Genomic DNA, 25,237 nt, shown 5'->3' with positions numbered 1-25,237 from the left:
TGGTGGACAGATCATCTCGACCCGATCGAGACAGCAATTTGACAGGGTTTCGGTCAATCCGAGAGGTCTCAGTCGCCCACCCGTAAAAACTGCGCAGCGCGGAAGCCTCGACCCGAAACGAGTACGGAGCAATCGGTTTCTCCGGTGTCTTCGTTCGGTAGAGCCTATACGCTGTCAGGTCCTGCGATCGCGCATCAAGCAGGGAGGCGACTCCACGATCGTTCAGGAACTCCGCAAACCTCACGTACGCATATGCATACTGGGCCAGTGTGCTCGCCGCCAGCCCTCTCTTGTCCATGAAGTAGGCCAGGAAAACCTCAACTGGTACTCCATCTTCATCAACAATCAGTGGGAATCCGTCCGCTACCCGGTCGCTCGACTCAGATACACAACGCGTCGAGCCTGGGAACCTCGCATCTGCTAGTGCTAGTTGCGAAACATCGCTAAAGACGATGCGGCTACCGTCGCCAGGCATTGGCTCCCCCTTGGATGAAACAAATGTCTCATCACAACATAACCGGCTCCGGTTCCGCCGGAGACCAGGAACGCCAGCCGCGCCGCAACGATGTCGGCGATCAACGAGGCGGCGGGCGGCGCGATGGCCCCGGACCCGACGAGGCCGGTCAGGTCTTGGGTCGCGGGTCGCAGCACCCGCAGCGACAGGCAGGTGCCTGCCGCGGCGATCGGGGGCAGCACGGCGTGCAACCGCACATTCAGGCCACCGCCGATCCCACCGAGGTGGCCGTCGACCCAGGGTTGCGAGTCGTCCAGGCGGCGGCCGGCAGCCAGCGCCAGCCGTTGCGCCAGGCGCTGCACGGCGGTCTCGTCCGGGAAACGGATCGTGCTGCGGCGCAACCCGTTTCCGTCGTCTACCCACACCTCGTCGGGTGCGCTGACCAGCACGTCGGTGGTACCGGGTGCCCGCAGTAGCGGTTCCAGAATCCCGGCACCGGTCAGTTCGGTCTGCAGCAGCCGCATGCCGGCGAGCACGTCGCTGTCGGCGAGCACACCGCCGGACTCCGCGCGGATGGCGGCAGCCACCGCGTTCGGATGCAGCGCACCGCTGGTCTGCGCGGCCAGTCGTTCCCGGACGCGGTCCACCAATGACGACGTCATGCCGCCTCCCCCGGCTGCTGGTGCAGCACCGCGAGCACACGGCGGGCGGCCACGGTCAGTGGCGACCGGCGCCGCAGACTACGACCGAGACCGCCCCGCTCCAGCGCACCGTCGAGGTTGCTCTCCGCACGCATGGCCGCCAGCAGCGGCAGCCCCAGGATCGTCGCCATCTCCGCAGCGCGAAGGCCGCCGGGCGCGGGGCCCCGGACCACCAGGCCGACATTCGGGTTGACCGCCGTCACCCAGTCGGCCACCACCCGGGTCGCCGCGCAGGACCGCAGCTCCGCCGGTGCCACCACGACCACGAGATCGGCTGCCGCCAGCACCGTCTCGGCCGCGGGCGACGACTGCCGCGGCACGTCGCAGATCACGGTGGCGCCGGCGCGGCTCCCGGCCTCGACCACCGCGGCGAGCGCCGTCGGTCTCAACTCGACGCCGGCGCGTCCGGCCGACAGGACCACCACCCCGCGCCGGCGCGGCAGCGCATCACGCAAGGCCGGAAAGCTGAGCCGCCCGCCCGCTGCCGCGAGATCCGGCCAGCGCAGGCCGGCATCACACTCGGCGCCGAGGGCCAGGTCGATGCCGCCGCCCCAGGCGTCGACATCAACGAGCAGACACTCGCGGTCCGGTTCGGCCGCGGCCTGCGCCAAGGCGATCGCAAACACCGATGCACCGCCGCCCCCGCGGCCACCGATCACCGCGACGACGGCGCCGCGGCGCCCATCGGATTCGCCGGCCGCGGCTTCGGACAGGACACCGACCAGTCCGGACTCCTGGCCGGGCAAGGTGATGACCGCCTGCGCACCGATCACCATCGCGGCCTCGAACTCGCGGGTCCCCGGCGTGTCGGCGGCGATAAGGAGCACCGCGGGCCGCCGTGGCATCCCCAGCTCGCGACAGCGCTGTGCTGCCTCGACATCGAGCAGCACTGCCGCGGCGCCGACCCAGGCTTTACGGCCGGAAGGCTCTGCCGCGTACACCACCCGAATCCCCGCCGCCGCCGCGATCCGCTCGATCTCAGCGCGCAGTCCGGCGTCGGAGATCAGCGCCAAGGCCCCGGTGGTTGCCATGGGTCCACCGTGCTGCGCAGCAGGCCGCGGCACCAGAGCGCACACGCAGAATGTGGATGGATCGCAAACTGTGGACAACTTTATTGACGGACTCGTGAGAATGTCGTTCCGCAACTTTTCGCGGACTACCCGCGATGTTCGGAGAACCGGGATTGCGGTGGCCGCGCCACACGCGGAAAAGAAAAGTCTGGCGTCGATAGAAAGGCGCCGAAGAGGCCCCGCCTCGGGAAAATTCACCACCCCTGAAAAAGGGACGACCCCCGCCAGGGGGGGAGGAGGCGGAGGTCGTCGTGGATCAGCCCCGGGGGGTCGGGCTGATGCACACCCGGCGCTAGCCGGGTAAAGCCCACTATACACACGTCAACAGGGCTCTGCGCAACTGTTGATTGTCTGTGAAAGGGGCGTGTCAGCACGTCAATCGCCGCGACAGTCACGCCACCGGCGACCGACACGGCGACGCCGTTGCCAACCCGGTACTGACGTTCCGGGGCATATGCTGGGAGCCGTGACCGCATCCGATCCGGCCGCCCAGGCCGCGGCCGCGCCGCGCCAGGAAGCCGAGTCGAGCGGTCCGGTGCGCACCGCAGCCTTCTTCGATCTCGACAAAACGGTGATCGCCAAGTCCAGCACCCTCGCTTTTAGCAAACCTTTTTTCAACCAAGGTCTGCTGAATCGGCAAGCTGTGCTCAAGTCCACCTACGCCCAGTTTCTGTTCCTGATGTCAGGTGCCGACCACGATCAGATGGACCGGATGCGGTCCTACCTGACCAACATGTGCACCGGCTGGGACGTGGAACAGGTCAAGTCGATCGTCTCCGAGACGCTGCATGACATCGTCGACCCGCTGGTCTTCGCCGAGGCCGCCAACCTGATCGCCGACCACAAGCTGTGCGGCCGCGACGTCGTGGTGGTCTCGGCGTCCGGCGAGGAGATCGTCGCACCCATCGCCCGCGAACTCGGGGCCGACCACTCGATGGCCACGCGCATGGTGGTCGAGGACGGCAAGTACACCGGCGGCGTCGACTTCTACTGCTTCGCCGAAGGCAAGGTCCAGGCAATCGAGGAGCTAGCCGCCCGCGAGGGCTATGTGCTCGAGCACTGCTACGCGTATTCGGACTCGATCACCGATCTGCCGATGCTCACGGCGGTCGGTCACCCCGCGGTGGTCAATCCCGATCGCGCCCTGCGCAAGGAGGCCGTCGCTCGCGGCTGGCCCGTGCTGACCTTCACGCGTCCGGTCTCGCTGCGGGACCGGCTGCCGGCTCCGTCCGGCGCTGCGGTCGCCACCACTCTGGCCGTCGGCGCCAGCGCCCTCGCCGCCGGCGCGGTGACGTACTCGCTGCTCCGCCGCCTGAACTTCTGAAAGCTACTGGCGAGTTGCTGGGTCCCTTGGAGTAACAATCACAAATCGCCGGCGATTGGCCCTTGATGTGACTGCGGTCACGTAGTACAAAGGAAGCACGGAAGCCCCCAAGGCCAAGACCGAACCGGAAGAGAAGGTTCGACCTCCCGAAGCGGGCATCCCAGCACGGAATACCGGCACCCACGCGGAGCACATACCGCGATGATGGTAAAAGCGTTGTGGGCCTGCGTAATTGCGAAGAGCGAACGGCTAAGAGAATTCCTTGGGTGGAGTTGTAGCCGCAGCGCATTGCAAAGACGCCGAGGCCACCCACACAACCCAACAAGCACGCTTGGTAACCGGGGTTCCGTGCTAGCGGGCGGCGAGCCGAGTCAGATGCACTCTGACGACGGAGCGCCGCCCGCTTTTATGTCTGCGTGTTTGCTGGAGGGCGGTCGCGCCGGGCCGCTACTTGGCGGAAGCCTGTGCGATCGACAGCGCTTCACGAGCCCCGGAATGCAGACCGCGACTGCTGAAGATCAACCACGCGGTCAGCCCGTCAGCCGTCCCCGACGCGAAGCCCCGTGCCACGGCACGGTATTGGCCGACCTCGCGCATCCAGTACATCTCGGGCACACCGAGGCCGTGCGGGTCCAGTCCACTGGACATGGTGATCAGCCTCGACACCGCGCGCGCCACCACACCGTCGGCCACACCGAACGGAGCCAGGCTCAGGAGTTCGCCATGAGCGACGGCCGCGAGCACCGTCGCCGGCACCCGGCTCCCGCCACCCACGAGCTCGCCGAGCAGCTCCAGCCGCCGGCCCACGTCGGGGTCATCGGTGCGAGGCCGGCCGAGCTGGTCCGCGTCGGTGAGATCCGCGGCCGCCAGCGAATGCAACCGGGCCATCGCCTGCAGCGGCGCCCGCTGCCACACCCCGACAAGCGCTGTCGCGCCACCTTCGAGGGCCTCGGCCACCCGCAGCGCACCGGCCAGCACGGCGTCGGCACGCTCGCCTTTCGCCGGGGCCTCGCCGTCCTTACTGAAACTCAGGGAGCCACCGTCGAGCACCGACGACGCCCGCGCAGCCCGCATCGAGGCCTCGGCCGCGGTGGCCGGCCAACCACGCAGGTTCACCTTGTGCCGATGGGCCTTACCGAGCGCTTCACGCGCCTCGTCTCCGGCCTCGGCCACGCCGGGCAGTTCTGCCAAAGGAGCCAGCGGGTCAGGTGCAGCCACGACCGCACAGGGTAGTGCCACCAGGTGGCCACCACCAACGTCACGGTGGCGGGCCACCACCAACGTCATTGCAACCTGCCAGTGACTACGCTCACAGCCATGACACAAGACACCGCTGTGCCACAGGCTTACCCGCCGCCTGCCGAGTTCGCCGCGCAGGCCAATGCCACTGCCGCGCTGTACCAAGAGGCCGACGCCGACCGCCTGGATTTCTGGCGCCGCCAGGGTGAGCGGTTGTCCTGGGCGACCCCGTTCACCGAGGTCCTGGACTGGTCAGACGCACCGTTCGCGAAGTGGTTCGGCGACGGCAAGCTCAACGTCGCCTACAACTGCGTGGACCGCCACGTCGAGGCCGGCAACGGCGACCGTGTCGCGATCCACTGGGAAGGCGAGCCCGTCGGTGACGCCCGCGACATCACCTACGCCCAACTCAAGGACGAGGTCAGCAAGGCCGCCAACGCCCTGACCGCCCTGGGCCTGCGCGCCGGCGACCGCGTCGCCATCTACATGCCGATGGTGCCCGAAGCCATCGTCGCGATGCTGGCCTGCGCCCGGCTCGGCGCGATGCACTCGGTGGTGTTCGCCGGGTTCTCGGCCACCGCGCTCGCCGCCCGCGTCGAAGACGCCCAAGCCAAGCTCGTCATCACCACCGACGGCCAGTACCGCCGCGGCGTGGCCGCCTCGCTCAAGTCCGCCGTCGACGAAGCGGTCGCGAGCCAGCCGTCGGTGCAGCACGTCCTGGTGGTCAAGCGCACCGGCATCGACGTCGACTGGACCGAAGGCCGCGACGTCTGGTGGCACGAGATCGTCGACTCACAATCCACCGAGCACACGCCTGAAGCGTTCGACGCCGAACAGCCGCTGTTCCTGCTGTACACCTCCGGCACCACCGGCAAGCCCAAGGGCATCGTGCACACCAGCGGCGGCTACCTGACCCAGGCGTCCTACAGCCACCACAACGTCTTCGACATCAAAGCCGACGATGTGTACTGGTGCACCGCCGACATCGGCTGGGTCACCGGGCACACCTACATCGTCTACGGCCCGCTCTCCAACGGCGTGACGCAGGTGGTCTACGAGGGCACCCCCACCTCACCGAACGAGCACCGGCACTTCGAGATCATCGAAAAGTACGGCGTCACCATCTATTACACGGCGCCGACGCTGATCCGCACCTTCATGAAGCTGGGCCACCAGATCCCCGAGGCGCACAACCTGTCGAGCCTGCGGGTGCTCGGCTCGGTCGGCGAGCCCATCAACCCCGAAGCCTGGCGCTGGTACCGCGAACACATCGGTGCCGGTAAGACCCCCATCGTCGACACCTGGTGGCAGACCGAGACCGGCGCGATCATGATCTCACCGCTGCCCGGTGTCACCGCCGCCAAGCCCGGCTCGGCCATGACCCCGCTGCCCGGCATCAGCGCCAAGATCGTCGACGACGACGGCAACGAACTGGTCCCCGGCGCCGACGAGGAAGAACACGTCACCGGCTACCTGGTGCTCGACAAGCCGTGGCCATCGATGCTGCGCGGCATCTGGGGCGACGACGAACGGTTCAAGGAGACCTACTGGTCGCGTTTCGCCGAGCAGGGCTGGTACTTCGCCGGTGACGGCGCCCGCTACGACGCCGACGGCAACATCTGGGTCCTGGGCCGCATCGACGACGTCATGAACATCTCCGGCCACCGCATCTCCACCGCCGAGGTCGAATCCGCCCTCGTCGGACACTCCGGCGTGGCCGAGGCCGCCGTCGTCGGCGCCACCGACGCCACCACCGGCCAAGCCATCTGCGCGTTCGTCATCCTCAAGGAATCAGCACACGGCGGCAGCGACAACATCGTCGAGGAACTGCGGTCCCAGGTCTCCACCGAGATCTCCCCCATCGCCAAGCCGCGAGAAATCCACATCGTCCCCGAGCTGCCCAAGACCCGCAGCGGCAAGATCATGCGCCGCCTGCTGCGCGACGTCGCCGAAGGCCGCGACCTCGGTGACACCTCCACCCTCGTCGACCCCAGCGTCTTCGAGGCCATCCGCGCCAGCAAGTAGGTCAATGTGAAACGGCCCCTTCTCCGACGAGAAGGGGCCGTTTCACATTGATGGGCTAGATGGGCTGGTAACCCGCACCCGGCCGGCTCTTGGCGTCGAGATCCGCGATCACCGCGTTGATCGACACCGTCACGGCCGGGGTGTGCAGCGGCACGTACTTGACGACGCACGTCGGCAGGTCGTCGCTGAAGGCCCCGTGGATCATGCCGACCAGCTTGTTGTTCACGGTGACCGGCGCACCCGAGTCGCCCGGCTGGCCGCACACCTGGTCCACGATGGTGCCCGGGTCCTGGCCCGGGCCCCAGGTAACGCCGCAGGTGTAGCCGGTGGTGCGGCCGAGCTTGCACGCCACCTCACCGAAGGCCGGGTCCGGGCCGATGCCGTCGATCTGGAATCCGTTGACGTTGTTGAGGGGCTGCACCTTGGCCGGATCGAATTCGATGACGGCGTAGTCCAGGGGCTGGCTGCCGGCCACCATGACGCCGAGCGTGCCGCGGTTCTCCGCGCCCTCGGCCGACACCAGGTGGCCGGGACCGCCGCAGTGCGCGGACGTGAAGCCGACCAGCTTGCCGCGGTTGTCATGCCCGATCGTGGTCAGGGTGCAGAAGGTGTCGCCGTCCACGACGATGCCCGAGCCACCGCCCAACGGGACCGGTGCGTCCGCGTGGGCAGGCACCCCGACCGACGTACCGAACAGGGCAATGGCCATCCCAAACATCGAAGCAAGCACGGGTGCCGAACGCATCGGGGCAGTGTATCGCTGGCCCGGATCGTTAACCGGCGCCCTACGTGGCAACATATGCCAGGACTACACCGACGCCGGGAGGACGTGTTCGTGAGCAATGGCGATCGCAAGAATGGCGCAGTTCCAGCCACGGTGACCTCGATCCCGCTGGTGGATCCGCATGCGCCCAAGGCTGATCCGTCGATCGGCGATCTGGTCAAGGAAGCCACCGCGCAGATGTCGACGCTGGTGCGGGCCGAGGTCGAACTGGCGCGCGCCGAGATCACCGCCGATGTAAAGAAGGGCCTGACCGGCAGCGTCCTGTTCATCGCCGCACTCGTGGTGCTGTTCTACTCGACGTTCTTTTTCTTCTTCTTCCTCGGTTCGCTGCTGGAGCTGTGGCTGCCGAGCTGGGCGTCGTACCTGATCGTCTTCGCGCTCATGGTGCTGACGACCGGAGCGCTGGCGTTCGTCGGGTTCCTGAAGGTCCGCAAGATCCGCGGCCCACGGGACACCATCGCGACGGTCAAGGAGGCCAAGGTGGCGCTGACGCCTGGCCACGACAAGCCCTCGAGTCAGATCACCGCCCGCTCGGCTTCTAGCGACACCTCAGGCTGGTAGTGCCGCCACCTGATCCGTCGGTCGTCCGGATCGACGGTCCGTGGCGACACCTTCAGGTGCACGCGAACGGGATTCGCTTCCACGTCGTGGAGGCAGATCCGGGCTCAAGCCAGACCGGTTCGGCCGGCGAGCGCCCGCTGGTGATCCTGCTGCACGGATTCGCCTCGTTCTGGTACTCGTGGCGGCATCAGCTGCGCGACCTGCGCGGCGCCCGGGTGGTCGCGGTGGACCTGCGCGGCTACGGCGGCAGCGACAAACCGCCGACCGGCTACGACGGCTGGACGCTGGCCGGCGACACCGCCGGCCTGGTGCGCGCTCTGGGGCACAGTTCCGCTGTGTTGGTGGGGCACGCCGACGGCGGCCTGGTCTGCTGGGCCACCGCGATGCTGCATCCGCGATCAGTGCGCGGTATCGCACTGGTCAGTTCACCGCATCCGGTGGCGCTGCGCTCGTCGACGCTGACCGATCGGGACCAGCGCGCGGCCCTGTTGCCCGCGATGCTGCGCAACCAGGTGCCGTGGTGGCCCGAACATGTCCTCACCCGCCGGGGCGGCGCCGCCGTCGAGCAGCTGGTCCGCAGCCGCGCCGGCGCTGCCTGGCCGGCGTCGGAGGATTTCGCCCAGACCGCCGCGCACCTGCGCACCGCGATTCAAATCCCGTCGGCGGCGCACTCCGCGCTGGAGTACCAGCGCTGGGCGGCGCGCAGTCAGGTCCGCGGCGAGGGCCGGCGCTTCATGCGGGCGATGAAACAGCGCACCCCGGTACCGATCCTGCACCTACACGGCACCGCGGATCCCTACGTGCTCGATGATCCGGTCCGCCGGACCCAGCGCTACGCCCCGCAGACCCGCTTCGTATCCGTCACCGGCGCAGGCCATTTCGCGCACGAAGAGCAGCCGTCGGCCGTCACCTCGGAGCTGTCGACGTTCCTGCACCAGCTACCCGGCTGAGATGCACTTTCCGGTCGGCACCGCTTCGGAGTTGTCGACCTTGGCCATCTGCTTGGCCACCTCGTCGGCGGTGAGGACGAAGCCGGTATCCGCGTCGTCGACCGCTGCGCCGAACACGACACCGAGCACCTTGCCGCTGCCGTCGATCAGCGGGCCACCCGAATTACCTTGGCGGACATTGCCTCTGATGGTGTAGACCTCACGCGTGACGGTCGTGGAGTGGTAGATGTCCGGCCCGTTGAGTTTGATGACCTCGCGGATGCGGGCCGGGGTCGCGGCGAACTCGCCGCCGCCCGGGTAGCCCATCACCACCGCGCCGGTCCCGGTCGCGGCCTCCTGCATGTCGAACTTCAGCGGCGGCGCGGGCAGGTCGGGTGCGTCGAGAATCGAGATGTCGGCCTCGGGGTCGTAGGAGACGACCTTGGCGTCGTAGCTCTTGTCGTCGACCTGGACGGTGACGCTGTTGGAGCCGGCCACCACGTGGGCGTTGGACATCACCCGGCCGGGCGCGACGACGAAGCCGGTGCCCTCGAGCACCTTCTGGCAGCTCTGCGCGACGCCGCGGATCTTCACGACGCTGCCCTTGGCCGCGGCCACCGCCGGATCGCCCACGAGCGCGGGATCGGGAGCCGAGACGCTGACGATCGGGGTGCGACCGAACGGTTGCAGCACCGACGGCAGACCTGAGGTGTTCAGCAGCGCCGAGAGCCGGGTGGGCACGCGCTTCAGCCACGCCGGCGCGAGGTCGTTGACCTCCGAGAGCACCCGCGAGCCGTTCACCGCCGCAGCCAGATTCGGCTGGTCGGACGACGTCAGCGGCGTGGCCAGCAGCCAGGCGGCGACCAGCACCGCGACCAGTTGCAGGGCCATGCCCACAACCGAGTCGAGACCGCGCACCACCTCGTTGCGCATGGCGCCACGGACCGCGCGGCCCAGCACCACACCGGCGATCTCGCCGACCACGACCAGACCCAGGATCAGGAACAGCGCGATGAAGAGCTTGCTGCGGGCGCCGTCCACGTGCGCCACCACATGGGGCGCCAGCAGCACGCCGGCCACAGCGCCGAGCACCACACCGAGAAAAGACAGCAGCGAGCCCAGCGCCCCGGACCGCCAGCCCGAGACGGCGGCGACGAAGGCGACGGACAGAACGGCCAGATCCAGCCATTGTGAAGGTGTCATGGTTGATCCACACGGTAGCCGTTGGAGTCCCCCAGCAGCGCCATTGCCGCCTCGAGTTCGTAGTCCCGGTCGGCGTTCCACGGCTGTGCCCAGCCCGCCACGTCCAGGATCGCCGAGATCACCTGAGCGGTGAAGCCCCACACCAGCATCTGGTTGAGCAGAAATGCCGGACCGGCGAACCGGCGGGTGTTCTCCTTGCGGTACACCATCAACCGGTTCTCCGGATTGACGAAGGCGCGCACCGGAACCCGCGCCACGATCGCGGTCTCCGCCGGGTCGACGGCGAGGACCGGACCGGGATCGGGCGAGTACGCGAGCACCGGGACAACGTGAAAACCCGAGGGCGGGATGAACATTCGGTCCAGCGTCGCCAGCACGTGCAGCCGAGACGTGTCGATACCGGTTTCCTCGGTCGCCTCGCGCAATGCGGTCCCGACGGGACCGTCGTCCCCCGGATCGGACGCACCGCCCGGGAACGCGGCCTGCCCGGCATGGTGCCGCAGCGTCGAGGCGCGGACGGTGACCAGCAGGTCGGCGTCGGGCGGCAGCGCACCGGCCGGGGCGTCCGGCGCCCCGGAGAACAGCACCAGGACAGCGGCGTCGCGCTTGTTGCCGGTCAGTGTCGCGGTGGCACCCGCTGCGGTGATGGCCGCCAGCACCGTCGCCGGCACCCGGCGGCGGTAGGCCTGCGGCAGGTCCGGTGCGTTGTCGACGAGTGGCCGCAGCCAGGCCGGGGCGGCCTGTGGGTTCAGCACGTTCACCCCGACACTCCTAACGCTTGAAGATTCACCACTTTGAATTCACTGCACTGGCGATCTCGTCGGCACTGGTGAACGGCCGGGGCAGGACCTGCGCAACGCTACCGTCCGGGCGCAGCAGCACGGTCGCAGGCATCACGTTGGGCACGCGCAGCGCGGCCGCGATGAGGCGGCGGCCGTCCTGCAGCATCGGCAGCTTGACGCCGAGGTCGGCCAGGCGCAGCAGGCCGGCGGTCTCGTTCTCGTCCTGATGAACCGTCAGCACCGTCACCTTGGTGCCCATGCGGCGCTGATACTCGGCCAGCGCGGGCAGTTCGTCGGCGCAGGGGCCGCACCAGTAGGCCCACAGGTTCAGCACCACCGCACGCCCGGCGACGGCCTTCGCGACGTCGACCGGCACACCGTCACCCGCGCAGTCGACCGTGATGCCCTGCAGGGCCTGCGGTCCGGGCCCGGTCTGCGGCGCGGGACACGGCGGCAACGCCGCCTTGGCGCGCGGTCCGGCCAGTGCCGCCGGGGTGTCGGCGTCACGATGGGCGCGGGTCCCGTTCAGCTGGCCGGTCTGCTGGCCCGACGGCCCGGATGCGGTCCGGTCGTCGCCGAGCTGACGCCACAGCGCCACACCGAGAACGACGAACACCGCCAGCACGACGACGGTCCAGCGGGCGGACCGATTCACTCGGTGATCCCGGCCAGCGCCAGCAGATGCTCGGTCTCGGGTCCCTTCACCAGGGCCGCGGCGGCCGCGAGGTCCGTCGGCCCGATGCCGTAGGACGGGCAGTCGCGGGCCAGCACGCACACACCGCACGCCGGCGTGCGGGCGTGGCAGACCCGGCGTCCGTGGAAGATCACGCGGTGCGACAGCAGGGTCCACTCCTTGCGCGGGATCAATTCGCCGACCGCGAACTCGACCTTGACCGGGTCTTCTTCGGCGGTCCAGCGCCAGCGCCGCACCAGCCGGCCGAAGTGGGTGTCCACCGTGATGCCCGGGACGTCGAAGGCGTTGCCCAGGATGACGTTGGCGGTCTTGCGGCCCACCCCGGGCAGCGTGACGAGTTCGTCGAGGGTGTCCGGCACCTCGCCGTCGAAGCGGGCCACCAGTTCCTGACCCAGGCCGATGATCGAGTTGGCCTTGTTGCGGTAGAAACCGGTGGGCCGGATCAGCTCCTCGAGCTCGGTCCGGTGGGCCTGCGCATAGTCCAGCGCGGTCGGGTATTTGGCGAACAGCGCCGGCGTCGTGAGGTTCACCCTCTTATCCGTGCACTGCGCCGACAGGATGGTGGCCACCGCGAGCTCCAGCGGATTGGTGAAATCCAGCTCGCAGTAGACGTGCGGGAACGCTTGCGCGAGTTCACGATTCATTCTCCGAGCGCGACGCACCAGACCCAGGTGGGTTTCGCGGTCGTATTTTGCGGTGGATCGTCGCGCAGGCACGCCGGTAAGCGTACTGAGAGAAGTCGGTAAGGATACTTTGACCGGCGTCGTTTCGTGATCACCCTGAGACATTCGGCGTGTTTACTTCTGCGTGTGTCCTGGTTGCTGGTTGTGTGCATTCCCGGGTTGCTGATGTTGGCAACCTTCGGGTTGAGCCGCCTCGAAGCCATGCTCGATACGTCCAAGGAGACGTACACCGCAGCCGACGTCAAAGCGTTCGTCGACAAGGTGAAAACCGCGTGGTCACAGCAGGCCGCAGCCGCGGACACATTGCCGCACCGATCGGCACCCCGATTCGAGGAACCTCGCGCGCTGGCGGCCCCGTCGCCGACGCGGGACAACCCGCTCGGAGCCTTCGGTGAACCCGAACTACCCAGCCGCACCTATGCCCACTATGCGAGCAATCCGCAATTTCGCGAGACTCGCCAGGCGAATCGTGTGTAGCGTGGCTGGTTGCGAAACGGCTTACCACTAGACTGACTTTGTTAACCAGTTCACTGGCTAGCTTGCGCGCGTTTTTTATCACTCACCAGCCTTAGGGAGCAACGTGGACGAGATCCTGGCGAGGGCCGGAATCTTCCAGGGTGTCGAGCCCACCGCGGTATCCGCACTGACCAAACAGCTGCAACCGGTCGACTTCCCCCGCGGACACACCGTGTTCGCCGAGGGCGAGCCGGGCGACCGCCTCTACATCATCATCTCCGGCAAGGTGAAGATCGGCCGCCGGTCACCGGACGGCCGCGAGAACCTGCTGACCATCATGGGTCCGTCGGACATGTTCGGTGAGCTGTCGATCTTCGATCCGGGTCCCCGGACGTCGAGCGCCATCACCATCACCGAGGTGCGCGCGGTCTCGATGGACCGCGAGGCGCTGCGGGCGTGGATCGCGGACCGCCCGGAGATCGCCGAGCAGCTGCTGCGCGTGCTCGCCCGCCGGTTGCGCCGTACCAACAACAACCTGGCCGACCTGATCTTCACCGACGTGCCCGGTCGCGTGGCCAAGCAGCTGCTGCAGCTGGCCCAGCGGTTCGGCACGCAGGAGGGCGGCGCGCTGCGCGTCACCCACGACCTGACCCAGGAAGAGATCGCCCAGCTCGTCGGCGCCTCCCGCGAAACCGTGAACAAGGCGCTCGCCGACTTCGCGCACCGCGGCTGGATCCGGCTCGAGGGCAAGAGCGTGCTGATCTCCGACTCGGAGCGTCTGGCGCGCCGAGCGAGGTAGTTCTGACGCAGATGCCCCCGCACGCACCGCGTGTCGGGGGCATCTGTGTTTGGTCCTACTAAGCAGTCCGTAGGTAATCCAGCTGGGCCTGCACCGATTTCTCGGCGGCGTCCCACAGCTTCTGGTCGACGTCGGTGTAGACGTGTTCGACGACCTGCCGCGCCGACGCCTCGTCACCGAGCACCCGCAAGGCGCCGCGCACCTGATCCAGTCGTTCCTCGCGGTGCGCGAGGTACATGGCTGTCACCTCGGCGAGGTCGGCGAGGTCCGGACCGTGGCCGGGCAGGACGGTCCGCCCGCCCAGCCCCTGCAGCCGCCGCAGCGATTCCAGGTAGTCGCGCAGGCTGCCGTCCTCGTTGTCGATGACGGTGGTGCCGCGGCCCAGGACGGTGTCAGCGGTCAGCACGGCGTCGTCAACGACGAACGACAGCGAATCCGCGGTGTGCCCCGGCGTCGCCATGACCTTGATCCGCAGCCCCGCCGCATCGATCACCTCGCCGTCGGTGAGCGGCCCGCCCAGGCCCCGCAGAAACCCGCTGCCGACCGACCGCACCACTGCCCCGGTCATACCGACCAGCTTGTCGATGCCGCCGGTGTGGTCCTCGTGCTTGTGACTGATCAGCACCAGCGGAATCTTGCCCAGCGCCGCGATCCGCTCCAGGTGCGCATCGTCGTCGGGCCCCGGGTCGACGACGACCATCTCGTCGCTACCCGGCCCGCGCAGCACCCAGGTGTTGGTGCCGTCGAGTGTCATGATCCCCGGGTTGTCGCACAGCAGCACCGAGGCCGTCTCCGTTACCGGCCGCAGCACGCCATACGCGGGATGGGTCATGCCACCTCGACGATGAGCTCCACCTCAACGGGAGCATTCAACGGCAACTCGGAGACGCCGACCGCCGACCGGGCGTGCGCGCCGGCCGGGCCGAACACCTCGCCCAGCAATTCGGATGCCCCGTTGATCACCGCGGGCTGGCCGTTGAAGCCAGGCGCCGAGGCGACGAATCCGACAACCTTGACGATCCGCACCACCGAGTCGATGCCGACCAGCGCGTGCACGGCGGCCAGCGCGTTGAGGCCGCAGATCCGGGCCAGCGCCTTGCCGTCGTCCGCGGTGACCTCAGCGCCGACCTTGCCCTCGGCGGGCAGTTTGCCGCCCTGCATGGGCAGCTGGCCGGAGGTGTAGACGAGGTTCCCGGTCCGGACCGCGGGAACGTAAGCGGCCAGTGGCGCAACAACTTCCGGCAGTTCGATGCCGAGTTCGGCCAACCGGTCCGAGACGCTCACTTGGGCCGCTTCAGGTACGCGACGTGCTGCTCACCGCTCGGGTTGGCCAGTACCGAAACCAGCTCCCACCCGTCCTGGCCCCACTGGTCGAGGATCTGCTTGGTGGCGTGGATCAGCAATGGGACGGTGGCGTACTCCCACCGGGTCGGTTCGCTCATGTCGCCGAGCTTATCGGCCGAGGGGTACCGCATGGTTAACATGCTGGGGTGACCTCCGAATCCACGGGCCAAACCCATACCGGTTGGCCCGCGCGCCTGGACCAAGCGCGCCTCCATTTCGTCACCGGCAAGGGCGGTACCGGCAAAACGACGGTCGCCGCGGCGCTGGCACTGGCGCTGGCCGCCCGCGGCCGCAGCGTTTTGCTGGTCGAGGTCGAGGGACGTCAGGGCATCGCCCAGCTCTTCGACGTGCCACCGCTGCCGTACGGGGAACAGAAGATCGCCACCGCCGAGGGCGGCGGGCTGGTCAACGCGCTGGCCATCGACACCGAGGCCGCGTTCCTGGAATACCTGGACATGTTCTACAACCTCGGCATCGCCGGCCGCGCCATGAAGCGCATCGGCGCCGTCGAGTTCGCCACCACGATCGCTCCCGGCCTGCGTGACGTCCTGCTCACCGGCAAGATCAAAGAGGTCGTGGTCCGCAACGGCAAGACCGCCAAGGAACTCAAGGGACAGCGCCCCTACGACGCCGTCGTGGTCGACGCCCCGCCGACGGGCCGCATCTCCCGCTTCCTCGACGTCACCAAGGCCGTCTCGGACCTGGCCAAGGGCGGCCCGGTCCATTCGCAGGCCGACGGCGTCGTGAAGCTGCTGCACTCGGAGCTCACCGCCATCCACCTCGTCACGCTGCTGGAGGCGCTGCCCGTGCAGGAGACCCTGGAGGCCATAGAGGAGCTCCGCGAGCTCGAGTTGCCGATCGGCAGCGTCATCGTCAACCGCAACATCCCGGCGTACCTGTCACCGGACGATCTGGCAAAGGCGGCCGAGGGTGTCGTCGACGCCGACGCGGTGCGCGCCGGACTGTCCGACGCCGGAATCACGTTGTCCGACAGCGACTTTGCCGGACTGCTCACCGAGACCATCCAGCACGCGACGCGCATGATGGCGCGCGCCGAGAGCGCCGACCAACTCGACGCCCTCGAAGTGCCCCGCCTCGAACTGCCCGCCCTCCCCGACGGGGTCGACCTGGGCAGCCTGTACGAACTCGCCGAAGCGCTCGAGCAGCAAGGGGTTGGCACCAAATGAGCGGCAAGCCCTTGAAGCTGGACATGCACGCGATCCTGTCGGACACCGCGAACCGCGTCGTGGTGTGCTGCGGCGCCGGCGGCGTCGGCAAGACCACCACGGCCGCCGCGATGGCGCTGCGGGCCGCCGAGTACGGCCGCACCGTCGTGGTGCTGACCATCGACCCGGCCAAACGCCTGGCGCAGGCCCTGGGCATCAAGGACCTGGGCAACACCCCGCAGCGGGTGCCGCTGGCTCCCGAGGTGCCGGGTGAGCTCTACGCGATGATGCTGGACATGCGCCGCACCTTCGACGAGATGGTGGTGCAGTACTCCGGCGAGGATCGGGCCGACTCGATCTTGGAGAACCAGTTCTACCAAACCGTCGCCACGTCGCTCTCGGGCACGCAGGAGTACATGGCGATGGAGAAGCTCGGCCAACTGCTGGCCGAGGACAAGTGGGATCTGGTCGTCGTCGACACCCCGCCGTCACGCAACGCGCTGGACTTCCTGGACGCGCCGAAGCGGCTGGGCAACTTCATGGACAGCCGCCTGTGGAAACTGCTGCTGGGACCGGGCCGCGGCATCGGCCGCCTCGTCACCGGGGCGATGGGCCTGGCGATGAAGGCGCTATCCACCGTGCTGGGTTCGCAGATGCTCTCCGACGCGGCCAGTTTCGTCCAGTCCCTGGACGCCACGTTCGGCGGGTTCCGCGAGAAGGCCGACCGCACCTACGAGCTCCTCAAGCGCCCCGGCACGCGGTTCGTCGTGGTCTCGGCCGCCGAGCCCGACGCGCTGCGCGAGGCGTCGTTCTTCGTCGACCGGCTGTCTCAGGAGCAGATGCCGCTGGCCGGCCTGATCCTCAACCGCACCCACCCGATGCTGTGTGAACTGACCGCGGACGCGGCCGACGAGGCTGCCGCCAAGCTCGAGAAGTCCGGTACCGACGGCGACGGCCTGGCCGCGGCGACGCTGCGGATTCACGCGAACCGCACCATCATCTCCAAGCGTGAGGTGCGGCTGCTGTCACGGTTCACCGGGGCCAACCCGCACGTGGCGTTGGTGGGCGTGCCGTCACTGCCGTTCGAGGTGTCCGACCTGGAGGCGTTGCGGGCCATCGCCGATCAGATCACCGGCGACATCGTCAAAGCCTGAGCCCTGGCACCGTTCAGGTTCCGGCGCGCTCGACGGAGATTCCGGTGAGGCACTGCTCTTTCTCCCGGATCCCGAAGTTGAGACTGCCCCAGCCGTAGCTGACGCTCCACACGAACTCTTCGTACGCGGAGTGGCCCGTCGGTGCGTGCGTCTGTTCCGCAGCCGGATACCGCGCACGCACCATGTCCGTCGTGATGCACGGGTTCGGGTCGACGTCGACGGACGCGAACAGCCACCGCCCGTCGCTGATCGCGATCACCGACGACGACACCTGCAGCGTCGGGCTCAGCTGCACCGGACCGCCATTTAGGCGCACTGGATTCGCCTTGTCGGGCTGCAGGTCGGTGCCCAGCAGCTCCGCGAACTTGTCTGCGGTGAGCGGCGTCCGGGCCACCATTTGCTCGGCCAATTGCCATACGTCCTGGGGTTTCGGCGCGGCCACGGCTACTCCATCTGTTGGTTGTGAGCATCCTGCACAGAGCAGGACACAGCTGGCCATTGCGGCGATTGTTTTCATCGGTGGTAGCCCCGCCCGTAATACTCACGGTAGGTCGTGGACGGATCGGTCGACGGAATCAATGTGCCCCAAACTCTGCCGATCTCGCGGATCGCCTGCTGATAGCCCTCCGACGTGCTGCCCGTCTGGAGATAGGTGTCGTAGACGGTCTTGAAGTGGTCGTCATTGGGCTGCGGCGGGATGATCTCCGGGCCGCCGGCCGCGAGAATCTCCCGCTCGATTTTCATCGTATTCATGCAGGCTGCGCCTTCACCGTCCAACAGCGAATCGACGTAGGCGTCCTTTGAGCTCTGGTCCACCGGTGGGCTTTTCAGCGCATGGCCCAACTCGTGAGAGATGGCGTTGACGCGTTGGAACGGACCGTTCTTGGCAAGGTCGGGATCGATGTTGATGATTTTGGCGCGCGAATCGGTGTAGGTGCCCTTCCCCGGGACCGAGGTGAATTGCCAGCCTTTGGCTTTGGCTTCCTCATACTCGTCGAGCAGGGTGGGCGACAGTCGCGCGATCCGCCATTCCTCGTCAGTGAGCACGCCGTCGAACGGCCGCACCGGGTTTCCTGGGACCACTGTGCCGTCGCCCAGCCCCTGTTTGATGTCCGTAAGCGGGCCCGGCGCCAACCGGTCTTGCTTCGCCTTGTCGGCGAGGCCCTCCCAGGCGGCCCGAATGTCATTGACCCGCCCAGAGATTGCTGCCATGTCGCCGTGCGTTCGCTTGATGATGTCGGCGATCTCACCGCTGCCTTTGACCACAATCTTGTTCAGCTGCGCGTCGCCGGCGGCAGTCTTGGGCAACCCCGTGGCGGCGTCATTCACCCAGCGGCGCACCGCGTCCAGCTCGCGACGGCCGGCCATGACAGCTTCTGCTGATCGGGTGACCTCCACCCCGAGCTTCCGATCAAGCTCGGCCATCCGACCGAACTTGCCTGCCATCGCATCGTTTGCATCGGAGTATTTGTCTGCCGCGCGCCCGGTCCACTGCGTCCCAGGGGTCGCCGACTGGAGCTGCGATTGAAACTCCCGGAACTGCGAGCTGTCGTCGTACCCGGTTCCGTCGACGGGTACGCCCTCCCCGAACGTTGCCCGCGCCCGATCCCAGATCGAGTTGAACGTCTCCAACGCGCTCATGCCACGCCGCCCCTCCCCCGGGATATTGCGTCAGAGCCAGTCTATGGCGCTACACAGCGGGGTCATCGACGGCAATTTCCACCGTCGAGCATGGCGTGATGGGCAGCAGGTTACCGCAGGGAACTGCGGTAATGCGTTGCGCTACAAGAAAATCAGACCGCGTTGCGGTGCTTGCGCTGGGTGGCGAAGAACTCCGCCCAGGACACCACCTCGGGGTGCTGCTTGAGGAGGGCACGGCGCTGACGCTCGGTCATGCCGCCCCAGACGCCGAACTCGACGCGGTTGTCGAGGGCATCGGCACCGCATTCGACGATCACCGGGCAATGCCGGCAGATGACCGCGGCCTTGCGCTGCGCGGCGCCGCGGACGAACAGCTCATCCGGGTCGGCCTGTCGGCATCGAGCCTGGGAAACCCAGGCGATTCTGGCTTCAGCTTCAGGTTGGACCACACCCTGCATCGCGCCGTTTCCGGCCTGGGGAGCGATAGTCGCGCGAACTACTGGCTGTGTACCTGCCACCAGCGATCCCTTCGTCACACCGTCTCCCGACGGCTGAGTCCTCCCGAGTAGATCACTGATGCGATCTACGCCACATTGCGGCTAGTAGTGTTACCTAGATCGCATTGTGTGTTCAAGTTAGGTGGTCAGGGGCCTATTGCGCAATGGGTCTGGGGCCGCTTTTTTGGGACGTGTGTCCAAACGTTAATTTTTGCCCGTGTCGCAGCCCCCTAGATGCCCTAGGGACGTGGTAATCGACCAGCACTCGGCCGCTCGCTACCACGGTCGCTAGGCTGTACCCCATGTCCGAGCGACCGCAGAATCGTCCGCCGACCGCGGTCACCGTCATCAAGATGACGTGGTGCTGCCTGCTCGCCAGCGTGGTCCTCGCCGCGATGATGTTCCCGCTCATCGGGGGTGTCGGCCTGATGTCCAACCGGGCATCCGACGTCGTGGCCAACGGTTCGGCACAGCTGGTCGAAGGTGACGCGCCCGCCGTATCGACCATGGTGGACGCCAAGGGCAACCCCATCGCCTGGCTGTATTCGCAGCGTCGCTTCGAGGTTCCGAGCGATCAGATCGCCAACACCATGAAGCTGGCCATCGTCTCGATCGAGGACAAACGGTTTGCCGAGCACAACGGGGTGGACTGGAAGGGCACCCTGACGGGCCTGTCCGGCTACATGTCCGGGTCCGCCGATACGCGCGGTGGATCCACCATCGAGCAGCAGTACGTCAAGAACTATCAGCTGCTCGTGGTGTCTCAGACCGACGCCGAACGGCGGGCCGCCATCGAGACCACACCGGCCCGCAAGCTGCGTGAGATCCGCATGGCGCTGACCCTGGACAAGACGTTCACCAAGTCCGAGATCCTGACGCGCTATCTGAACCTGGTGTCGTTCGGCAACGGGGCGTTCGGCATCCAGGACGCCGCCCAGACGTACTTCGGCGTCAACGCCTCCCAGCTGAACTGGCAGCAGGCCGCGCTGCTCGCCGGCATGGTGCAGTCCACCAGCGGACTGGACCCGTACGTCAATCCCGACGGCGCCCTGGCACGTCGAAACCTGGTGCTGGACACCATGATCCAGAATGTCCCCCAGGAAGCTGAAGCGCTGCGGGCCGCCAGGGCCGAGCCGCTCGGCATCCTGCCGCAGCCCAACCAGCTGCCCCGTGGCTGCATCGCCGCCGGTGACCGCGCTTTCTTCTGCGATTACGTGCTCGACTACCTGTCGAAGGCGGGGATCAGCAAGGACCAGGTGGCCAAGGGCGGCTACCTGATCCGCACCACCATCGACCCGGACATCCAGAACTCGGTCAAGTCGTCGATCGACGGCATCGCCTCCCCCGGCATCGACGGCATCGCCAGCGTCATGAGCGTCATCCGCCCCGGCAAGGACAACCACCAGGTGGTGGCGATGGCCAGCAACCGGACCTACGGCCTGAACACCGCGGCCGGGGAAACCATGCAGCCGCAACCGTTTTCACTGGTGGGTGACGGCGCCGGGTCCATCTTCAAGCTGTTCACCACGGCCGCCGCCATGGACATGGGCATGGGCATCAACGCGCAGCTGGACGTGCCGGGCCGGTTCGAGGCCAAAGGCCTGGGCAGCGGTGGCGCCAAGGGCTGCCCGAAGGACAAGTGGTGCGTCGAGAACGACGGCCGCTACCGGGGCAGCATGAACGTCACCGAGGCGCTGGCATCGTCGCCGAACACCGGTTTCGCCAAGCTGATCTCGCAGATCGGTGTCCAGCGCACCGTCGACATGGCGGTCAAGCTGGGTCTGCGGTCCTACGCCGCGCCGGGCACCGCCCGGCCGTACGACCCGAACAGCAACGAGAGCCTGGCCGACTTCATCAAGCGGCAGAACATCGGCTCGTTCACCCTGGGACCGTTCGAGGTCAACGCCCTCGAGCTGTCGAACGTCGCGGCCACGCTGGCCTCGGGCGGCACCTGGTGCCCGCCCAACCCGGTGGACAAGGTGTACGACCGGCACGGCAACGAGGTCTCGGTGACCACCCAGACCTGCGAGCAGGCGGTCCCCGAGGGCCTGGCCAACACCTTGGCCAACGCGATGAACAAGGACGCCATCAGCGGCACCGGCGCCGCGGCCGCGCAGTCAGTGGGCTGGACCTTCCCGGTGTCGGGCAAGACCGGTACCACCGAGGCCCACCGGTCCTCGGCGTTCCTGGGCTTCACCAGCGCGTACGCCGCCGCCAACTACATCTACGACGACTCGCCCACGCCGTCTGACTTGTGCTCGTTTCCGCTGCGCCAGTGCGGCCGCGGTGATCTGTACGGCGGCCACGAGCCGGCCCGGACCTGGTTCGCCGCGATGAAGCAGTTCACCCCGCCCAACGTGGTGATGCCGCCGACAGACCCGCGCTACGTGGACGGCGGACCGGGCTCGAAGGTGCCGAGCGTCGCGGGCATGGACATCGACCTGGCGCAGACCCGCGTGAAGGAAGCCGGCTTCCAGTTGGCCCCGCAGCCGTCGTGGGTCAACAGCGCGTCGCCGTCCGGTTCGGTGATCGGAACCTCGCCGTCGGGACAGACCATCCCCGGCTCGATCGTCACGATCCTGGTGAGCAACGGCATCGCACCGCCTCCGCCGCCACCACCGCCAGTGGGAATTCCGGGCCTCGACGGCTTGCCGCCGGTACAGATCGGGTCGACGGTCGTGGAGATTCCGGGCCTGCCGCCGATCACCGTGCCGGTGCTCGGTCCCCCGCCCCCATAGGCCCGGCCGAAACCTCAGAACGACCTAAGCCAACCCTGTGGGCTTTCTAACGATGACCAGCGACAACGGGCGAATTGCAGCAGTGAGCAAGTAGGCTGCCTGCATGTCTGCCATCGCCCGCAACGCCGCCGTCACAGTCGCCGGATCACTTGCTGCAGGCCTCGCCTACGCGTCGCTCATCGAGCGCAACGCGTTCGTGGTCCGCGAGGTCACCATGCCGGTGCTGACGCCCGGTTCGTCGCCGCTGCGGGTGCTGCATCTGAGCGATCTGCACATGATGCCGGCGCAGCGCCGTAAGCAGGCGTGGCTGCGCGAGCTGGCCCGCTGGGAGCCGGATCTGGTGGTCAACACCGGAGACAACCTCTCGCACCCGAAGTCGGTGCCGGCCGTGGTGCAGGCGATGGGTGATCTGCTGGCAGTGCCCGGCGTGTTCGTGTTCGGCAGCAACGACTACTTCGCGCCGAAGCCGAAGAACCCGGCCAACTACCTCTTCAGCAAGCACAAGCGGATCACCGGCCGGCCGCTGCCGTGGCAGGACCTGCGCGCGGCGTTCACCGAGCGCGGCTGGCTGGACATGACCCACACGCGGCGTGAGATCGAGGTCAACGGTCAGCTCATCGCCGTGGCCGGGGTCGACGACCCGCATCTGGGTCGCGACCGCTACGACACCGTCGCCGGACGGCCCAACCCCGCGGCCAATCTGTCGCTGGGCGTCACCCACGCGCCGTACACGCGCGTCCTGGACCGCTTCGCCGATGACGGCTACCAGCTGGTGCTGGCCGGGCACACGCACGGCGGGCAGCTGTGCGTGCCGTTCTACGGCGCGCTGGTGACCAACTGCGACATCGACACCTCCCGGGTGAAGGGTCCGTCCCGCTGGGGCGCGCACACGCAGCTGCACGTGTCCGCCGGTCTGGGCACCTCGCCGTACACGCCGGTGCGCTTCTGCTGCCGGCCGGAGGTGACGCTGCTGACGCTGGTGGCCGCACCGACCGGCGGCGGGCACGCCGGCATCGGCGCCGACATGACGCAGCCTGCCGTCTCGGCGCGGTGACCGCACCGGTGGCGGCGCGCAGCGTCGACCGGGACTGGGTGGACAACGCTGTCCGCCTGATCGAGGCCGACGCCCGCCGCAGCGCCGACACCCATCTCCTGCGTTATCCGTTGCCTGCCGCGTGGAGCGCGGGCGTCGACGTCCAGCTGTATCTGAAGGACGAGAGCACACACATCACCGGCAGCCTCAAGCACCGGCTGGCCCGGTCGCTGTTCCTGTACGGGTTGTGCAACGGCTGGATCGGACCGCAGACGACCGTCATCGAGGCGTCGTCCGGGTCGACCGCGGTGTCCGAGGCCTATTTCGCGGCGCTGCTGGGGCTCGAGTTCATTGCGGTGATGCCGTCGTCGACGAGCGCGACCAAGATCGAGCTCATCGAAAACCAGGGTGGCCGTTGCCATTTCGTCGAGCAGTCGTCTCAGGTGTACGCCGAGGCGGAACGCCTGGCGCGCGAGACCGGCGGTCATTACCTGGATCAGTTCACCAATGCCGAACGGGCCACCGACTGGCGCGGCAACAACAACATCGCCGAGTCGATCTTCTCGCAGCTGCGCGACGAGACCCATCCGATTCCCGAGTGGATCGTGGTCGGCGCCGGCACCGGCGGCACCAGCGCCACGATCGGGCGGTTCCTGCGCTACCGTCGCCATGCCACCCGGCTCTGCGTGGTGGATCCGGAGAATTCGGCGTTCTATCCGTCGTGGGCCACGGGCGACCGGGAGGTGTTCACGGGGGCGTCGTCGCGCATCGAGGGCATCGGCCGGCCACGGGTGGAGCCGTCGTTCCTGCCCGGCGTGGTGGACGCCATGGTGTGCGTCCCCGATGCGGGCTCAGTGGCCGCAGCGCGGCACGTGAGCAAGGTTCTGGGCCGCCGGGTGGGTCCGTCCACGGGGACGAATATCTGGGGTGCGTTCGGGCTGCTGGCCGAGATGGTGGCGCAGGGCCGTAGCGGTTCGGTGGTGACGCTGCTCGCCGACAGCGGCGACCGCTACGCCGATACCTACTTCGACGACGCGTGGGTCAGCAGCCGCGGGCTGGACTCCATCGATGCCGTGGCGGCACTGACGGAGTTCGAGCGCTCCGGCCGCTGGGCGTGACCCTGACGGCCGATCCAGGCCGTCCGGTAGTCAGAAGTCGCGAACAGCCACAGCGCCGCCAGACCGAAGAATCCGCAGTAGAGCAGAGCTCCCAATCCGGTCATGTTCGTCCCTCGCTTCGTCGCGTTCGGCGGTTGTTTCACCACAGTTACCGGATTAAACGCACGATGCGGGTAAATGCATCCCGATAACGGACGTGATCTTCGCCGCTAGCCCCATCTACCTGCGGCTACATCACCTGGCAAGGGCCGTTTGGCTTCTGAGGGCACCGGTGCGATACGCTGTCGTGGCTTCACACGGGGTGTGGCGCAGCTTGGTAGCGCGCTTCGTTCGGGACGAAGAGGTCGTGGGTTCGAATCCCGCCACCCCGACAAGTGAGCAAGGCCCTGACCAGGGAAATCTGGTCGGGGCCTGCTTTGTTGCAGGACAACAGCGGCCACCCACCCGGGCCGCAACCCGACCCGGGATTTGGCGCCCAGCCGGCCTTACTGCCGAAGGCCCGGTCGACTTATGCGCAGATGCTGACAAACGGAACGGTGACGCACGGCGGCGGCCACCCGGGGCCGCCCCAGCCCTGATTGCCGCCCCAGCCACGGTGGCCCCAGCCCCAGCCGTGGTGGTCGTCCCAGTCGCCGCCGCCCCAACCGTGGTCCATCGGAATCATGCCCGGGTCATGTGCCGGCGAGGCGCCGGCAGTTCCCGAACCGATACCCAGAACCGCAGCTACGAGGCCCGCGGCGAGTGCTGTTGTCGATGCAATCTTCCTGTACGTGGCCATGGCCCGCCTCCGGAAACAACCAAACAAAAATCAGTAATAGCTAGCGTCAAGTCTAGTTTTTTGA

General features: G+C 67.6%; 25 protein-coding genes, 1 tRNA gene and 2 pseudogenes. 12 read left to right on the top strand and 16 right to left on the bottom strand.

The window, feature by feature from the left end:
• Nucleotides 1-82: 82 nt before the first annotated feature.
• From A7G45_RS32665 to ssd, 3 genes and pseudogenes are all read right to left on the bottom strand, one after another.
• A pseudogene (locus A7G45_RS32665) lies at nucleotides 83-475 on the bottom strand (site-specific integrase); the annotation flags it as partial.
• Between the two features lie 41 nt (nucleotides 476-516).
• A pseudogene (locus A7G45_RS08785) lies at nucleotides 517-1,116 on the bottom strand (ATPase, T2SS/T4P/T4SS family); the annotation flags it as partial.
• The gene (ssd, locus tag A7G45_RS08780; RefSeq protein ID WP_043397285.1) at nucleotides 1,113-2,186 is read right to left on the bottom strand and encodes a septum site-determining protein Ssd; all 1,074 of its coding nucleotides are present in this window, start codon (nucleotides 2,184-2,186) and stop codon (nucleotides 1,113-1,115) included. The pseudogene A7G45_RS08785 and the gene ssd, both read right to left, overlap by 4 nt.
• A gap of 493 nt (nucleotides 2,187-2,679) precedes the next feature.
• Here ssd and A7G45_RS08775 point away from each other — a divergent pair, with 493 nt between their 5' ends.
• Complete coding sequence (locus A7G45_RS08775) at nucleotides 2,680-3,549, top strand: HAD-IB family hydrolase (RefSeq protein ID WP_043985074.1); 870 nt, start codon at nucleotides 2,680-2,682, stop codon at nucleotides 3,547-3,549.
• 447 nt (nucleotides 3,550-3,996) lie between these two features.
• On the opposite strand, the gene A7G45_RS08770 is transcribed toward A7G45_RS08775, so the two are convergent.
• Nucleotides 3,997-4,767, bottom strand: coding sequence for a Fic family protein (locus A7G45_RS08770; RefSeq protein WP_043397460.1), 771 nt, complete (start codon nucleotides 4,765-4,767; stop codon nucleotides 3,997-3,999).
• A 99-nt stretch (nucleotides 4,768-4,866) separates the two neighbouring features.
• Here A7G45_RS08770 and acs point away from each other — a divergent pair, with 99 nt between their 5' ends.
• Entirely contained in the window at nucleotides 4,867-6,813 is a 1,947-nt protein-coding gene (gene acs, locus A7G45_RS08765) for an acetate--CoA ligase (protein ID WP_260935896.1), read from the top strand.
• 55 nt (nucleotides 6,814-6,868) lie between these two features.
• Here acs and A7G45_RS08760 read toward each other — a convergent pair whose 3' ends face one another.
• A complete protein-coding gene (locus A7G45_RS08760) occupies nucleotides 6,869-7,531 on the bottom strand; it encodes a S1 family peptidase (protein WP_456094106.1) in 663 nt (220 codons plus the stop codon).
• A gap of 117 nt (nucleotides 7,532-7,648) precedes the next feature.
• On the opposite strand from A7G45_RS08760, the gene A7G45_RS08755 reads away from it, so the two are divergent.
• Both A7G45_RS08755 and A7G45_RS08750 read left to right on the top strand, forming a co-directional pair.
• On the top strand, nucleotides 7,649-8,158 hold the full coding sequence (locus tag A7G45_RS08755) for a phage holin family protein (protein ID WP_043397457.1): 510 nt from the start codon (nucleotides 7,649-7,651) through the stop codon (nucleotides 8,156-8,158).
• Nucleotides 8,158-9,108 carry an alpha/beta fold hydrolase gene (locus tag A7G45_RS08750; protein WP_260935892.1) on the top strand — a complete coding sequence of 317 codons (951 nt, stop codon included), beginning with the start codon at nucleotides 8,158-8,160 and terminating at the stop codon, nucleotides 9,106-9,108. Before A7G45_RS08755 ends, A7G45_RS08750 begins: the two co-directional genes overlap by 1 nt.
• Here A7G45_RS08750 and marP read toward each other — a convergent pair.
• From marP to nth, 4 genes are read right to left on the bottom strand one after another with little or no spacing between them, the layout of a single operon-like run.
• On the bottom strand, nucleotides 9,097-10,290 hold the full coding sequence (gene marP, locus A7G45_RS08745) for an acid resistance serine protease MarP (protein WP_043397273.1): 1,194 nt from the start codon (nucleotides 10,288-10,290) through the stop codon (nucleotides 9,097-9,099). The two genes, A7G45_RS08750 and marP, sit on opposite strands and share 12 nt — an antisense overlap.
• On the bottom strand, nucleotides 10,287-11,051 hold the full coding sequence (locus A7G45_RS08740) for an NUDIX hydrolase (RefSeq protein WP_260935889.1): 765 nt from the start codon (nucleotides 11,049-11,051) through the stop codon (nucleotides 10,287-10,289). Before A7G45_RS08740 ends, marP begins: the two co-directional genes overlap by 4 nt.
• Nucleotides 11,052-11,076: 25 nt before the next feature.
• Entirely contained in the window at nucleotides 11,077-11,727 is a 651-nt protein-coding gene (locus tag A7G45_RS08735; protein ID WP_260935885.1) for a TlpA family protein disulfide reductase, read from the bottom strand.
• Complete coding sequence (gene nth / locus A7G45_RS08730) at nucleotides 11,724-12,554, bottom strand: endonuclease III (protein WP_377042065.1); 831 nt, start codon at nucleotides 12,552-12,554, stop codon at nucleotides 11,724-11,726. The genes A7G45_RS08735 and nth overlap by 4 nt, the downstream gene beginning before the upstream one ends.
• A 21-nt stretch (nucleotides 12,555-12,575) precedes the next feature.
• Between nth and A7G45_RS08725 the strand changes: the two genes are divergently transcribed.
• Entirely contained in the window at nucleotides 12,576-12,926 is a 351-nt protein-coding gene (locus A7G45_RS08725; RefSeq protein WP_043985070.1) for a hypothetical protein, read from the top strand.
• Nucleotides 12,927-13,029: 103 nt separating this feature from the next.
• On the top strand, nucleotides 13,030-13,704 hold the full coding sequence (crp, locus tag A7G45_RS08720) for a cAMP-activated global transcriptional regulator CRP (protein ID WP_020100982.1): 675 nt from the start codon (nucleotides 13,030-13,032) through the stop codon (nucleotides 13,702-13,704).
• A gap of 58 nt (nucleotides 13,705-13,762) precedes the next feature.
• Here crp and A7G45_RS08715 read toward each other — a convergent pair whose 3' ends face one another.
• From A7G45_RS08715 to A7G45_RS08705, 3 genes are read right to left on the bottom strand one after another with little or no spacing between them, the layout of a single operon-like run.
• Nucleotides 13,763-14,536 (bottom strand): MBL fold metallo-hydrolase, encoded by a 774-nt coding sequence (locus A7G45_RS08715; RefSeq protein ID WP_260935872.1) that lies wholly within the window; start codon nucleotides 14,534-14,536, stop codon nucleotides 13,763-13,765.
• Nucleotides 14,533-14,988, bottom strand: coding sequence for a RidA family protein (locus A7G45_RS08710; RefSeq protein ID WP_260935870.1), 456 nt, complete (start codon nucleotides 14,986-14,988; stop codon nucleotides 14,533-14,535). The genes A7G45_RS08715 and A7G45_RS08710 overlap by 4 nt, the downstream gene beginning before the upstream one ends.
• On the bottom strand, nucleotides 14,985-15,146 hold the full coding sequence (locus tag A7G45_RS08705) for a Sp36 family protein (protein WP_090562576.1): 162 nt from the start codon (nucleotides 15,144-15,146) through the stop codon (nucleotides 14,985-14,987). Before A7G45_RS08705 ends, A7G45_RS08710 begins: the two co-directional genes overlap by 4 nt.
• A gap of 48 nt (nucleotides 15,147-15,194) precedes the next feature.
• Here A7G45_RS08705 and A7G45_RS08700 point away from each other — a divergent pair, with 48 nt between their 5' ends.
• Nucleotides 15,195-16,235, top strand: a complete 1,041-nt coding sequence (locus tag A7G45_RS08700; protein WP_043397254.1) for an ATPase BagA — start codon at nucleotides 15,195-15,197, stop codon at nucleotides 16,233-16,235.
• The gene (locus A7G45_RS08695; protein WP_260935858.1) at nucleotides 16,232-17,368 is read left to right on the top strand and encodes an ATPase BagB; all 1,137 of its coding nucleotides are present in this window, start codon (nucleotides 16,232-16,234) and stop codon (nucleotides 17,366-17,368) included. The genes A7G45_RS08700 and A7G45_RS08695 overlap by 4 nt, the downstream gene beginning before the upstream one ends.
• Before the next feature lie 13 nt (nucleotides 17,369-17,381).
• Here A7G45_RS08695 and A7G45_RS08690 read toward each other — a convergent pair whose 3' ends face one another.
• The 3 genes from A7G45_RS08690 to A7G45_RS08680 form a co-directional block, all read right to left on the bottom strand.
• The gene (locus tag A7G45_RS08690; RefSeq protein WP_260935855.1) at nucleotides 17,382-17,810 is read right to left on the bottom strand and encodes a hypothetical protein; all 429 of its coding nucleotides are present in this window, start codon (nucleotides 17,808-17,810) and stop codon (nucleotides 17,382-17,384) included.
• A 71-nt stretch (nucleotides 17,811-17,881) separates the two neighbouring features.
• On the bottom strand, nucleotides 17,882-19,009 hold the full coding sequence (locus A7G45_RS08685; protein WP_260935853.1) for an EspA/EspE family type VII secretion system effector: 1,128 nt from the start codon (nucleotides 19,007-19,009) through the stop codon (nucleotides 17,882-17,884).
• A gap of 152 nt (nucleotides 19,010-19,161) precedes the next feature.
• Nucleotides 19,162-19,467, bottom strand: a complete 306-nt coding sequence (locus A7G45_RS08680; protein WP_020100988.1) for a WhiB family transcriptional regulator — start codon at nucleotides 19,465-19,467, stop codon at nucleotides 19,162-19,164.
• Nucleotides 19,468-19,808: 341 nt separating this feature from the next.
• Here A7G45_RS08680 and ponA2 point away from each other — a divergent pair, with 341 nt between their 5' ends.
• The 4 genes from ponA2 (at nucleotide 19,809) to A7G45_RS08660 (ending at nucleotide 24,766) form a co-directional block, all read left to right on the top strand.
• A complete protein-coding gene (ponA2, locus tag A7G45_RS08675) occupies nucleotides 19,809-22,244 on the top strand; it encodes a transglycosylase/D,D-transpeptidase PonA2 (RefSeq protein ID WP_260935851.1) in 2,436 nt (811 codons plus the stop codon).
• A 103-nt stretch (nucleotides 22,245-22,347) separates the two neighbouring features.
• The gene (locus tag A7G45_RS08670) at nucleotides 22,348-23,298 is read left to right on the top strand and encodes a metallophosphoesterase (RefSeq protein ID WP_043397248.1); all 951 of its coding nucleotides are present in this window, start codon (nucleotides 22,348-22,350) and stop codon (nucleotides 23,296-23,298) included.
• Nucleotides 23,295-24,395 carry an L-cysteine desulfhydrase Cds1 gene (gene cds1 / locus A7G45_RS08665; RefSeq protein ID WP_260935843.1) on the top strand — a complete coding sequence of 367 codons (1,101 nt, stop codon included), beginning with the start codon at nucleotides 23,295-23,297 and terminating at the stop codon, nucleotides 24,393-24,395. Before A7G45_RS08670 ends, cds1 begins: the two co-directional genes overlap by 4 nt.
• A 297-nt stretch (nucleotides 24,396-24,692) precedes the next feature.
• Nucleotides 24,693-24,766 (top strand) — tRNA-Pro (locus A7G45_RS08660).
• A gap of 137 nt (nucleotides 24,767-24,903) precedes the next feature.
• Here the strand turns inward: A7G45_RS08660 and A7G45_RS08655 are convergent.
• A complete protein-coding gene (locus A7G45_RS08655; RefSeq protein WP_260935841.1) occupies nucleotides 24,904-25,173 on the bottom strand; it encodes a hypothetical protein in 270 nt (89 codons plus the stop codon).
• Nucleotides 25,174-25,237: the final 64 nt, after the last annotated feature.

Source organism: Mycolicibacterium llatzerense (assembly GCF_025331195.1).
GTDB classification, from domain to species: domain Bacteria; phylum Actinomycetota; class Actinomycetes; order Mycobacteriales; family Mycobacteriaceae; genus Mycobacterium; species Mycobacterium llatzerense.
This window is presented reverse-complemented; position numbering and strand designations above follow the sequence as displayed.